The sequence below is a fragment of the Streptomyces sp. Tu 2975 genome (genome assembly GCF_009832925.1).
Taxonomy (GTDB): Bacteria; Actinomycetota; Actinomycetes; order Streptomycetales; family Streptomycetaceae; genus Streptomyces.
In genome coordinates, this window is sequence record NZ_CP047140.1 from 3,551,477 (window position 1) to 3,563,840 (window position 12,364).

Genomic DNA, 12,364 nt, shown 5'->3' on the forward strand with positions numbered 1-12,364 from the left:
CCCCTTACAGCTTCATCAGGCTGGCGTCGTCGACCGAGGCCGAGTGGCGGGAGCGGAACAGCGACACGATGATCGCGAGCCCGACCACGACCTCCGCCGCGGCGACGACCATCGTGAAGAACGCGATGATCTGGCCGTCGAGATTGCCGTGCATACGGGAGAAGGCGACGAACGCGAGGTTGCAGGCGTTGAGCATCAGCTCGACGCACATGAACACCACGATCGCGTTCCGCCGGATCAGGACACCCGCCGCACCGATGGTGAACAGCAGGGCGGCGAGATAGAGGTAGTTGACCGGATTCACCGCTTGGCCTCCTGTCCGTCCCGGTCCCGGGCGTCCTTGTCACGTCCGAGGCGCTGCTCGGAGCGCTGCTCCAGGGCCTTGAGGTCGTCGAGCGCCTCCGTGGAGACGTCCCGGATCTGACCGCGGTCGCGCAGCGTCCTGTTGACGGTGAGCTCGGACGGGGTGCCGTCCGGCAGCAGACCGGCGATGTCCACCGCGTTGTGCCTGGCGTAGACACCGGGCGCGGGCAGCGGGGGCAGATGCTTGCCTTCGCGTACGCGCTGCTCGGCGAGTTCGCGCTGGGTCTTGGCCCGCTCGGTGCGCTCCCGGTGGGTGAGCACCATCGCGCCGACGGCCGCGGTGATCAGCAGCGCGCCGGTGATCTCGAAGGCGAAGACGTACTTGGTGAAGATGAGCGCCGCGAGGCCCTCGACGTTCCCGCCGTGCGCGGAGTTGGCGGCGCCCAGCCCGTTGAAGTTCTTCAGGGAGGCATTGCCGATGCCGGCGATCAGCAGGATGCCGAAGCCGAGGCCGCAGGCCGCGGCGAGCCAGCGCTGTCCCTTCAGCGTCTCCTTGAGCGAGTCGGCGGCTGTGACGCCGACCAGCATGACGACGAAGAGGAACAGCATCATGATCGCGCCGGTGTAGACGACGATCTGGACGACGCCCAGGAAGTACGCGCCGTTGGCCAGGTAGAACACCGCGAGGATGATCATCGTGCCGGCCAGGCACAGGGCACTGTGCACGGCGCGCTTCATCAGGATCGTGCAGAGCGCCCCGATCACGGCGATCGTGCCGAGGACCCAGAACTGGACGGCCTCGCCGGTGGAGGTGACGGATGCGGCGAGCGTGTTCATGCGCCGATCACCTTCTTCGAGGCGGGCTCGTCCTCGCCGAAGCTCGACTCGCCCTCCTGCGGCGGCTGGTCCTTGGAGACGGCGGCCTGCTGGACCGTGCCGGGGGCGGCCTCGGTGACCAGGCCCCGGTAGTAGTCCTGTTCGTCCATGCCGGGGTAGATCACGTGCGGCGAGTCGACCATGCCCTCTTCCAGACCGGCGAGCAGCTGCTCCTTGGTGTAGATGAGGTTCTCGCGGCTCGAGTCGGCGAGTTCGAACTCGTTCGTCATCGTCAGGGCGCGGGTCGGACATGCCTCGATGCACAGACCGCACAGGATGCAGCGGGCGTAGTTGATCTGGTAGACGCGGCCGTACCGCTCACCAGGGGAGTAGCGCTCCTCCTCGGTGTTGTCCGCGCCCTCCACATAGATCGCGTCCGCCGGGCAGGCCCAGGCGCACAACTCGCACCCGACGCACTTCTCGAGTCCGTCCGGATGACGGTTGAGCTGGTGCCGGCCGTGGAAGCGCGGCGCCGTGACCTTCTGCTGCTCCGGGTACTGCTCGGTCAGCCGCTTCTTGAACATGGCCTTGAAGGTCACGCCGAAGCCGGCAACCGGATTCAGGAACGTGCTCTCGGATTCCTTGCCACCGGATTCCTCGCGCTTTGATTCCTCAGACACCGTCAGCCTCCTTTCCGTCCCGAGGACCATCACTGTCATTGGGGCCGCCACTGACGATCAGCTCGCGCTCGTGCCGGGGCCGCCTGCGCGGCACCGGCGGCAACTCCTGGCCGGGCAGCGGCGGTACGGGGAAGCCGCCCGCCATCGGGTCGAAGGCCGCGGGCGGCTCGGCAGCCTCTTCGGCCTTCTCCTTGCGGCCGCGGAAGATGTCGGCGACGAAGGAGAGCAGCAGCACCGCGATCACCGCGCCGCCGACGTACAGCACGATCTGCTGGAAGTCGTAGTTCTCGTTGCGCAGCGCGCGCACGGTCGCCACCAGCATCAGCCAGACCACGGAGACCGGGATCAGGACCTTCCAGCCGAGCTTCATCAGCTGGTCGTAGCGGACCCGGGGCAGCGTGCCGCGCAGCCAGATGAAGAAGAACAGCAGCAGCTGGACCTTGAGGACGAACCAGAGCATCGGCCACCAGCCGTGGTTCGCGCCCTCCCAGAAGGTGGAGATCGGGTACGGCGCCCGCCAGCCGCCCAGGAAGAGCGTCACGGAGACGGCGGAGACGGTGACCATGTTGACGTACTCGGCCAGCATGAACATCGCGAACTTGATGGAGCTGTACTCGGTGTTGAAACCGCCGACCAGGTCGCCCTCGGACTCCGGCATGTCGAACGGAGCACGGTTGGTCTCACCGACCATCGTGACGACGTAGATGATGAAGGAGACCGGCAGCAGGATGATGAACCAGCGGTCGGCCTGCGCCTCCACGATCGCCGAGGTCGACATCGACCCGGAGTAGAGGAAGACGGAGGCGAACGCCGCGCCCATCGCGATCTCGTACGAGATCATCTGCGCGCAGGAGCGGAGACCGCCGAGCAGCGGGTAGGTCGAGCCGGAGGACCAGCCGGCGAGCACGATGCCGTAGATGCCGACGGATGCGACCGCGAGGATGTAGAGCATCGCGATCGGCAGGTCGGTCAGCTGCATCGTGGTGCGCTGGCCGAAGATCGAGACCTCGTTGCCGGACGGGCCGAAGGGGATCACGGCGATCGCCATGAACGCGGGGATCGCGGCCACGATCGGCGCCAGGACGTAGACGACCTTGTCGGCCCGCTTGACGATGACGTCTTCCTTCAGCATCAGCTTGATGCCGTCGGCGAGCGACTGGAGCATGCCCCAGGGGCCGTGCCGGTTCGGGCCGATGCGCAGCTGCATCCAGGCGACGACCTTGCGCTCCCACACGATGGAGAAGAGCACGGTCACCATCAGGAACGCGAAGCAGAACACGGCCTTGATGAGGACGAGCCACCAGGGGTCGCGTCCGAACATCGACAGGTCTTCCAATGCCAGGACGGTCATGCCTCCACCTCCGTCGCGCCCGTCGCCGCCGCGATACGGACCAGCTCGCCGGGGCGCGCCCCGGTGTCCGTGGTGACGCCGCCGCCGACGGAGTTCATCGGCAGCCACACCACCCGATCGGGCATCTCGCTCACCTGGAGCGGCAGCCGTACGGAGCCGGCCGGTCCGCGGACCTCCAGCTCGTCGCCGTCCTTGACGCCGGTCTCCGCCGCCGTGGCCGCCGACAGCCTGGCGACCGCGGCGTGCCGGGTGCCGGCCAGCGCCTCGTCGCCCTGCTGGAGCAGACCCTGGTCGAGCAGGAGCCGGTGCCCGGCGAGGACCGCCTCGCCGGCACCCGGCCGGGGCAGCGGTGCGGCGCTCTGCGACGGCTCGGTCGCCCGGGGGCCGTCCCAGCTGCCGAGCCGGTCCAGTTCGGTGCGTACGGACCGGAGGTCCGGCAGGCCGAAGGGCACGTCGAGCGCGTCGGCCAGCATGTGCAGCACCCGTGCGTCGGTCGGCGCGAGGGTCCGGGTCATCTGCTCGGGCTTGAGCGCCGCCTCGAACATCCGGGCCCGGCCTTCCCAGTTGAGGAAGGTGCCGGGCTTCTCCGCGACGGCCGCGACCGGGAAGACGACGTCCGCCCGTTCTGTGACCTCGCTGGGACGGATCTCCAGGGACACGAGGAACCCGACCGCGTCGAGCGCCTCCCGCGCCCGCGCCGGGTCGGGGAGGTCCGCGACCTCGACGCCCGCGACGAGCAGCGCGCCCAGTTCGCCGGTGGCCGCGGCCTCGACGATCTGGCCGGTGTCGCGGCCGTAGCGGTGCGGCAGTTCACGTACCCGCCAGACCTCCGCGGTCTCCGTACGGGCCCTCGGGTCGGTCGCGGGGCGGCCGCCCGGCAGCAGCGACGGCAGCGCGCCCGCCTCCACGGCGCCCCGCTCTCCCGCGCGGCGCGGGATCCACACCAGCTGTGCGCCGGTCGCGGCCGAGGCGCGTACGGCGGCGCTGAGACCGCCGGGCACCGCCGCGAGCCGTTCGCCGACCACGATCACCGCGCCCTCGGCGCGCAGCGCCTCCGCCGCCTTGGTGCCGGCCTCGTCGAGGCCGGTGCCCGAGGTAAGGGCGTTCAGCCACTCGGCCTCGGTGCCGGGCGCCGCGGGCAGCAGGGTCCCACCCGCCTTCTCGAGGCCGCGCGTGGTGTGCGTGGCGAGGGAGAAGGCGCGTTGTCCGTGCTTGCGGTGGGCCTTGCGCAGCCGCAGGAAGACGCCGGGGGCCTCCTCCTCCGACTCGAAGCCCGCGAGCAGCACCGCCGGGGCCTTCTCCAGCGCCGTGTAGGTGACTCCGGTACCGGACAGGTCCCTGCCCTGCCCCGCGACCCGCGCAGCGAGGAAGTCGGCCTCTTCCGCGGAGTGCGCCCGCGCACGGAAGTCGATGTCGTTGGTGTCGAGCGCGACGCGGGCGAACTTGGCGTACGCGTAGGCGTCCTCGACGGTCAGCCGGCCGCCGGTCAGGACACCGGTGCGGCCCTTGACGAGACCGCGGGCCGCGGCCTCCAGCGCCTCCGGCCAGCTCGCCGGCTCCAGCACACCCTGCTCGTTGCGGACGAGGGGCGTGGTGAGCCGGTCACGCTGCTGGGCGTAGCGGAAGCCGAAGCGGCCCTTGTCGCACAGCCACTCCTCGTTGACCTCCGGGTCCTCCGCGGCGAGGCGCCGCATGACCTTGCCGCGGCGGTGGTCGGTGCGGGTGGCGCAGCCTCCCGCACAGTGCTCGCACACGCTCGGCGAGGACACCAGGTCGAAGGGGCGGGAGCGGAAGCGGTAGGCGGCCGAGGTCAGCGCGCCCACCGGGCAGATCTGGATGGTGTTCCCGGAGAAGTACGACTCGAACGGGTCGCCCTCACCGGTGCCGACCTGCTGGAGCGCGCCGCGCTCCAGCAGCTCGATCATCGGGTCGCCCGCCACCTGGTTGGAGAAGCGGGTGCAGCGGGCGCAGAGCACGCACCGCTCACGGTCGAGCAGCACCTGTGTGGAGAGCGGGACCGGCTTCTCGAAGGTGCGCTTCTTGCCCTCGAACCGCGATTCGGCCTGGCCGTGCGAGACGGCCTGGTTCTGCAGGGGGCACTCGCCGCCCTTGTCGCAGACCGGGCAGTCCAGCGGATGGTTGATCAGCAGCAGCTCCATCACGCCCTTCTGCGCCTTTTCGGCGACGGGCGAGGTGAGCTGCGACCTGACGACCATGCCGTCGGTGCAGGTGATGGTGCAGGAGGCCATCGGCTTGCGCTGGCCCTCCACCTCGACGATGCACTGGCGGCAGGCGCCGGCCGGGTCGAGGAGCGGGTGGTCGCAGAAGCGCGGGATCTCGATGCCGAGGAGTTCGGCGGCCCGGATGACCAGCGTCCCCTTGGGAACGGAGATCTCGATGCCGTCGATGGTCAGCGTCACGAGGTCCTCGGGCGGGACCGGGGCCTCGGAGCCCCCGGAGGGGGCAGACGTCGTGACCGTCATGCGTTCACCTCCATGTGCTTGTCCGCCCAGGCCGTCGACCTGGCAGGGTCGAAGGGGCAACCGCCCTGCGTGATGTGCTGCTCGTACTCGTCGCGGAAGTACTTGAGCGAGGAGAAGATCGGCGAGGCGGCGCCGTCGCCGAGGGCGCAGAACGACTTGCCGTTGATGTTGTCGGCGATGTCGTTCAGCTTGTCGAGGTCCGACATGACGCCGTTGCCGGCCTCGATGTCGCGGAGCAACTGGACGAGCCAGTACGTCCCTTCGCGGCACGGTGTGCACTTGCCGCAGGACTCGTGCGCGTAGAACTCGGTCCAGCGGGTGACGGCCCGCACCACGCAGGTCGTCTCGTCGAAGCACTGGAGCGCCTTGGTGCCGAGCATCGAACCGGCGGCGCCCACGCCCTCGTAGTCCAGCGGGACGTCGAGGTGCTCGTCGGTGAACATCGGCGTCGAGGAGCCGCCGGGTGTCCAGAACTTCAGCCGGTGGCCGGGCCGCATGCCGCCGCTCATGTCGAGCAGCTGGCGCAGGGTGATGCCGAGCGGTGCCTCGTACTGGCCGGGGCCCGCGACATGACCGCTGAGCGAGTACAGCGTGAAGCCCGGGGACTTCTCGCTGCCCATGGACCTGAACCAGTCCTTGCCCTTGTGGAGGATCGCGGGAACCGACGCGATGGACTCGACGTTGTTCACCACGGTGGGGCAGGCGTACAGGCCGGCGACCGCGGGGAAGGGCGGCCGCAGCCGGGGCTGACCGCGGCGGCCTTCCAGGGAGTCGAGCAGCGCGGTCTCCTCACCGCAGATGTAGGCGCCGGCGCCCGCGTGCACGGTGAGTTCGAGGTCGAGGCCGCTGCCGAGGATGTTCTTGCCGAGGAATCCCGCCTCGTACGCCTCGCGCACGGCCTCGTGCAGCCGCCGCAGGACGGGGACGACCTCGCCGCGCAGATAGATGAAGGCGTGGCTGGAGCGGATCGCATAGCAGGCGATCACGATTCCCTCGATGAGGGAGTGCGGGTTGGCGAAGAGAAGGGGGATGTCCTTGCAGGTTCCGGGCTCCGACTCGTCGGCGTTGACGACGAGATAGTGCGGCTTGCCGTCCCCCTGCGGAATGAACTGCCACTTCATGCCGGTGGGGAAGCCGGCGCCGCCGCGGCCGCGCAGACCGGCGTCCTTGACGTAGGCGATCAGGTCGTCGGGCGACATGGCGAGCGCCTTGCGCAGGCCCTCGTAGCCGTCGTGCCTGCGGTAGGTCGCGAGCGTCCACGACTGCGGGTCGTCCCAGAAGGCCGACAGGACCGGGGAGAGGAGCTTTTCAGGGCTGCTCTCTCCCCCGACCTCCGGCCGGGAGCCGCCGCCGTGCTCGGTGGACAAGGTCATCACTCACCCTCCGCGACAGGTCCGGCCGGGTTGTCCGGGTCGGATGCCGAAGTCTTCTGCGGTGCGTCGTGCGAGCTGAGGTGCTCGGATCCGGCCTGCGGACGGTCCTTGGGGTACTCGCCGCGCGGGTGGACCACACGCGCGGGAGCGGCCTCGCCCTTGGCGAGCTTGAGTCCGATGAGCGACGCGGGTCCCGCGCCGCCGCCGGCCTCCACCGCGCCGGGCCGCTGGTCGGGGAAGCCGGCCAGGATGCGGGCCGTCTCCTTGTAGGTGCACAGCGGCGCGCCACGGGTGGGGACCACCTGCTCGCCGGCGCGCAGGTCGTCGACGAGTTGCTTGGCGGACTCGGGCGTCTGGTTGTCGAAGAACTCCCAGTTGACCATCACCACGGGCGCGAAGTCGCAGGCCGCGTTGCACTCGATGTGCTCGAGGGTGATCTTGCCGTCGTCGGTCGTCTCGTTGTTGCCGACGCCGAGGTGCTCCTTCAGCTCCTCGAAGATCGCGTCGCCGCCCATCACCGCGCAGAGCGTGTTGGTGCAGACGCCGACCTGGTAGTCGCCGGACGGCTTGCGCCGGTACATCGAGTAGAAGGTGGCGACCGCGGTGACCTCGGCCGTGGTCAGGTCCAGCATCTCGGCGCAGAACCGCATGCCGGTGCGGGAGACATGGCCCTCCTCCGACTGCACCAGGTGCAGCAGCGGCAGCAGGGCGGACCGGCTGCCGGGGTAGCGGGCGATGATCTCCTTCGCGTCCGCCTCGAGCCGCGCGCGCACATCGGCCGGATAGTCCGGTGCGGGCAGTTGCGGCATGCCCAGCGATACGTCCGTCATCGGTCGACGCCTCCCATCACGGGGTCGATGGACGCGACGGCGACGATGACGTCGGCCACCTGGCCGCCCTCGCACATGGCCGCCATGGCCTGAAGGTTGGTGAACGACGGGTCCCGGAAGTGGACCCGGAAGGGCCGGGTCCCGCCGTCGGAGACGACATGGACGCCGAGTTCGCCCTTCGGTGACTCGACCGCGGCGTACGCCTGTCCGGCCGGCACCCTGAAGCCCTCGGTCACCAGCTTGAAGTGGTGGATCAGGGCCTCCATCGAGGTGCCCATGATCTTCTTGATGTGGTCCAGGGAGTTGCCGAGGCCGTCGGGGCCGAGCGCGAGCTGCGCCGGCCAGGCGATCTTCTTGTCGGCGACCATCACCGGGCCCGGCTCGAGCCGGTCCAGGCACTGCTCGACGATCCGCAGCGACTGCCGCATCTCCTCGAGGCGGATGAGGAAGCGGCCGTAGGAGTCGCAGGTGTCGGCGGTCGGTACGTCGAAGTCGTACGTCTCGTAGCCGCAGTAGGGGTCGGTCTTGCGCAGGTCGTGGGCGAGGCCCGTCGAGCGCAGGATCGGTCCGGTCGCGCCGAGCGCCATGCAGCCGGTCAGGTCCAGGTACCCGACGTCCTGCATACGGGCCTTGAAGATCGGGTTGCCGGTGGCGAGCTTGTCGTACTCCGGCAGGTTCTTCTTCATCGTCTTCACGAACTCGCGGAGCTGGTCGACCGCGCCGGGGGGCAGGTCCTGGGCGAGTCCGCCGGGCCTGATGTACGCGTGGTTCATGCGCAGGCCGGTGATCAGCTCGTAGATGTCGAGAATCAGTTCACGATCACGGAATCCGTAGATCATGATCGTGGTGGCGCCGAGCTCCATACCGCCGGTGGCGATGCACACCAGATGCGAGGAGAGGCGGTTGAGCTCCATCAGCAGGACGCGGATGACGGTCGCCCGGTCGGGGATCTGGTCGTCGATGCCGAGCAGCCGCTCCACGCCGAGGCAGTACGCCGTCTCGTTGAAGAACGGCGTCAGGTAGTCCATGCGCGTCACGAAGGTGGTGCCCTGCGTCCACGTCCGGTACTCGAGGTTCTTCTCGATGCCGGTGTGGAGGTAGCCGATGCCGCAGCGGGCCTCGGTGACCGTCTCGCCGTCGATCTCGAGGATCAGGCGGAGCACTCCGTGCGTCGAGGGGTGCTGCGGGCCCATGTTGACGACGATGCGCTCGTCGTCGGCCTTGGCCGTGGACCGGACGACCTCGTCCCAGTCGCCACCGGTGACCGTGTAGACGGGGCCTTCGGTGGTTTCGCGTGCGTGTGCAGACGGTGTAGTCACGAGTACGACCTCCGCTGGTCCGGAGCCGGGATCTGGGCGCCCTTGTACTCGACGGCGATGCCGCCGAGCGGATAGTCCTTGCGCTGCGGGAAGCCCTGCCAGTCGTCCGGCATCATGATCCGGGTGAGGGCGGGGTGACCGTCGAAGACGAGCCCGAAGAAGTCGTAGGTCTCGCGCTCGTGCCAGTCGTTGGTCGGATACACCGACACCAGCGACGGGACGTGCGGGTCGCGGTCCGGGGCCGAGACCTCGAGCCGGATCAGCCGGCCGTGGGTGAGCGAGCGCAGGTGGTAGACCGCGTGCAGCTCCCTGCCCTTGTCCTCGAGGTAGTGCACGCCGCTGACCCCGGTGCAGAGCTCGAAGCGCAGCGCCGGGTCGTCACGCAGCGTCTTCGCCACGTGCAGCAGGTGTTCGCGTGCGATGTGGAAGGTCAGTTCGCCGCGGTCGACGACGGTCTTCTCGATGGCGTTCTCGGGGACGATGCCCTGCTCCTCGAGTGCGCCCTCGAGCTCGTCGGCCACCTCGTCGAACCAGCCGCCGTACGGGCGGGCGGCCGGCCCGGGCAGCCGTACGGAGCGGACGAGCCCTCCGTAGCCGGACGTGTCCCCTCCGTTGTCGGCGCCGAACATGCCACGCTGGACGCGGATCTCCTCGCCGTGCTCGCCGCGCTGGCCGGGAAGGTTCTGCGCGGAGAGGTCCTTCTCGGGATTCGGCTGGTCCGTCATCGCAGCAGCCCCTTCATCTCGATGGTCGGGAGCGCCTTGAGGGCCGCCTCCTCCGCCTCGCGGGCCGCTTCCTCCGCGTTCACACCGAGCTTGGAACTCTGGATCTTCTGGTGGAGCTTGAGGATCGCGTCCATCAGCATCTCGGGGCGCGGGGGGCAACCGGGCAGATAGATGTCAACGGGGACAATATGATCAACGCCCTGCACAATCGCGTAATTGTTGAACATTCCGCCCGATGATGCGCAAACGCCCATGGAGATGACCCACTTGGGGTTGGGCATCTGGTCATAGACCTGGCGCAGGACGGGCGCCATCTTCTGGCTCACCCGGCCGGCCACGATCATCAGGTCGGCCTGGCGCGGTGATCCGCGGAAGACCTCCATACCGAAACGCGCCAGGTCGTACCGCCCGGCGCCGGTCGTCATCATCTCGATGGCGCAGCAGGCCAGACCGAACGTCGCGGGAAAGACGGATGACTTGCGCACCCAGCCCGCGGCCTGTTCGACGGTGGTCAGCAGGAAACCGCTCGGCAGCTTCTCTTCGAGTCCCATGGTGTGCCCCTCAGCCCCTCAGTCCCATTCCAGGCCGCCGCGCCGCCATACATACGCGTAGGCGACGAAGACGGTGAGCACGAAGAGCAGCATCTCCACGAGCCCGAAGATCCCCAGGGCGTCGAAGGTGACGGCCCAGGGATAGAGGAAGACGATCTCGATGTCGAAAATGATGAAGAGCATCGCCGTCAGGTAGTACTTGATCGGAAAGCGTCCGCCTCCGGCGGGCGTAGGTGTGGGCTCGATGCCGCACTCGTACGCTTCGAGCTTTGCCCGGTTGTACCGCTTGGGGCCGATAAGCGTGGCCATGACCACGGAGAAGATCGCAAACCCTGCCCCGAGGGCGCCGAGCACAAGGATGGGCGCGTAAGCATTCACCCTCCCCGCTCCTTCCAGTCGTCCTTGACCGTTGGACCGCACCCGGGCGATCAGCTCGCCGCCTCGAAAACCGTGCTGAAGATCGTGCACATGTGAGGCAGTTCACAAGCCCGGAACCCGCATCCTATGCCTGTCGGTCTGTGATCTGCGACACGGGGTCGGGCATCGAGTTTGTGATCTCCACCACCCGACGAAGGATCATGAAGCCGGATGAGCGGTGATCTTCGTACGCGAAGCTCCCGGGTGATCACCAGACGTGACATCTGGAGCTGTTGCCGCTGGTCGGAGGGAGGTGCCCTATCAAGCGGTGATGGGTGCACGCAAATTCGAGATGGACCGCATCGGGTGATATTGGACCGCCGGGTCACCCGGCAGTGGGATCGGACGGATCACGGTGGACCGGAGCGCCGGTCCACGACCTGCCGAGCGCGCGGACGTTCACCATTCTGTGACCTGCGCCACTCACTCAAGAGTTCAACAAAAGCGGGCTTGGCCATCGACGTAAAGCGGTGGTAAGCCCGCGGCAATTCGGACCTTTTACGGAAAGCCCATGATCACAGCTGTGATCACGAGTGACCGGTTTGCCCGTTACGGCGTCAATAAGGGTCCATGCGAGGCGGATTCAGAGGTTCCGGTCGCAACTGTGGCGCATCACACGTTTCTTGAAGGGAACCGTCCTGCCCTGATAGCGGTTGTACTCATGTCCCACACCGCTCACATACCCAGCCACCGGAAGCCCCGCCGCAGCGCCTCGAAGATGGCGATACGGGCCGGAGTTGCCGGTGGCTTCCTCAGCACCATCGCGGTGGCCGGTGCTGCCGGGCCGGCGAACGCCGAGCCGGTGACCGAGACCATCGAGATGCCCTTGCTCACCGCAGACTCGCTGGCCGCGGTCGCCCAGTCCGCGGAGGCCACCCAGCAGGTCGCCCTCGACCTCGAGCTCCAGGCGCAGTTGCAGGCCCAGGAAGAGGCCGCCGCGGCCAAGGCCGCGAAGGCCGCCGAGAAGGCCAAGGCCGAGGCGGACCGCGCGGCCGAGGCCAAGGAGAAGGAAGAGGCGCGCAAGCGCGCAGAGGCCGCCGCCCAGGAGCGCGCGTCCCGCGACTCCGAGCGCACCACGCTCTCCGCCTCCGCCTCCACCGGCACCGCCACGGGCAGCGCCGCCGCCGTGGTCGCCTTCCTCAAGGCGCAGCTCGGCGACGCGTACATCATGGGCGCCACCGGCCCCAACGCCTGGGACTGCTCCAGCCTGGTCCAGGCCGCGTACCGCACCGTCGGCATCGACCTGCCGCGTGTCTCCCAGGACCAGTCGCTGGCCGGCACCCAGGTCGGCACGTCCAACCTTCAGGTGGGCGACATCCTTTACTGGGGCGGCGCCGGTTCCGCGTACCACACGGGCGTCTACATCGGTGACGGCCAGTACCTGGACGCCGCGAACCCCGGCAAGGGCGTCGTCATCCAGGACCTGTCCGGCTACCCGGCGAGCGGCGCGGTGCGCGTCCTCTGACGTTCCCGCAGTGCCTGGAAGGGCCGTCGTTCCCTTGGAGGGGGCGGCGGC

Annotated in this window: 12 protein-coding genes; 1 reads left to right on the forward strand and 11 read right to left on the reverse strand. The window is 68.7% G+C overall.

The window, feature by feature from the left end; all coding sequences use genetic code 11:
- Positions 1–4 precede the first annotated feature (4 nt).
- Genes nuoK through GLX30_RS15615 form a run of 11 tightly spaced genes read right to left on the reverse strand, consistent with a single transcriptional unit; the run spans position 5 to position 10,809 of the window.
- Positions 5–304 (reverse strand): NADH-quinone oxidoreductase subunit NuoK, encoded by a 300-nt coding sequence (gene nuoK, locus GLX30_RS15565; protein ID WP_069927518.1) that lies wholly within the window; start codon positions 302–304, stop codon positions 5–7.
- On the reverse strand, positions 301–1,140 hold the full coding sequence (locus tag GLX30_RS15570; RefSeq protein ID WP_159688733.1) for an NADH-quinone oxidoreductase subunit J: 840 nt from the start codon (positions 1,138–1,140) through the stop codon (positions 301–303). The genes nuoK and GLX30_RS15570 overlap by 4 nt, the downstream gene beginning before the upstream one ends.
- Complete coding sequence (nuoI, locus tag GLX30_RS15575) at positions 1,137–1,838, reverse strand: NADH-quinone oxidoreductase subunit NuoI (protein ID WP_244258165.1); 702 nt, start codon at positions 1,836–1,838, stop codon at positions 1,137–1,139. The genes GLX30_RS15570 and nuoI overlap by 4 nt, the downstream gene beginning before the upstream one ends.
- On the reverse strand, positions 1,792–3,150 hold the full coding sequence (gene nuoH / locus GLX30_RS15580) for an NADH-quinone oxidoreductase subunit NuoH (RefSeq protein ID WP_159688739.1): 1,359 nt from the start codon (positions 3,148–3,150) through the stop codon (positions 1,792–1,794). Before nuoH ends, nuoI begins: the two co-directional genes overlap by 47 nt.
- Positions 3,147–5,633 carry an NADH-quinone oxidoreductase subunit G gene (locus GLX30_RS15585; protein ID WP_159688742.1) on the reverse strand — a complete coding sequence of 829 codons (2,487 nt, stop codon included), beginning with the start codon at positions 5,631–5,633 and terminating at the stop codon, positions 3,147–3,149. Before GLX30_RS15585 ends, nuoH begins: the two co-directional genes overlap by 4 nt.
- Complete coding sequence (gene nuoF / locus GLX30_RS15590; RefSeq protein ID WP_159688744.1) at positions 5,630–7,006, reverse strand: NADH-quinone oxidoreductase subunit NuoF; 1,377 nt, start codon at positions 7,004–7,006, stop codon at positions 5,630–5,632. The genes GLX30_RS15585 and nuoF overlap by 4 nt, the downstream gene beginning before the upstream one ends.
- Positions 7,006–7,836, reverse strand: a complete 831-nt coding sequence (gene nuoE, locus GLX30_RS15595) for an NADH-quinone oxidoreductase subunit NuoE (protein ID WP_159688747.1) — start codon at positions 7,834–7,836, stop codon at positions 7,006–7,008. Before nuoE ends, nuoF begins: the two co-directional genes overlap by 1 nt.
- Positions 7,833–9,155 carry an NADH-quinone oxidoreductase subunit D gene (locus tag GLX30_RS15600; RefSeq protein WP_159688751.1) on the reverse strand — a complete coding sequence of 441 codons (1,323 nt, stop codon included), beginning with the start codon at positions 9,153–9,155 and terminating at the stop codon, positions 7,833–7,835. The genes nuoE and GLX30_RS15600 overlap by 4 nt, the downstream gene beginning before the upstream one ends.
- Positions 9,152–9,880 (reverse strand): NADH-quinone oxidoreductase subunit C, encoded by a 729-nt coding sequence (locus tag GLX30_RS15605; RefSeq protein WP_159688754.1) that lies wholly within the window; start codon positions 9,878–9,880, stop codon positions 9,152–9,154. Before GLX30_RS15605 ends, GLX30_RS15600 begins: the two co-directional genes overlap by 4 nt.
- A complete protein-coding gene (locus GLX30_RS15610; protein WP_018528252.1) occupies positions 9,877–10,431 on the reverse strand; it encodes an NADH-quinone oxidoreductase subunit B in 555 nt (184 codons plus the stop codon). Before GLX30_RS15610 ends, GLX30_RS15605 begins: the two co-directional genes overlap by 4 nt.
- 18 nt (positions 10,432–10,449) lie before the next feature.
- Positions 10,450–10,809 (reverse strand): NADH-quinone oxidoreductase subunit A, encoded by a 360-nt coding sequence (locus GLX30_RS15615; RefSeq protein ID WP_003974383.1) that lies wholly within the window; start codon positions 10,807–10,809, stop codon positions 10,450–10,452.
- A gap of 700 nt (positions 10,810–11,509) precedes the next feature.
- Here GLX30_RS15615 and GLX30_RS15620 point away from each other — a divergent pair.
- The gene (locus GLX30_RS15620; protein ID WP_159688757.1) at positions 11,510–12,313 is read left to right on the forward strand and encodes a C40 family peptidase; all 804 of its coding nucleotides are present in this window, start codon (positions 11,510–11,512) and stop codon (positions 12,311–12,313) included.
- Positions 12,314–12,364: the final 51 nt, after the last annotated feature.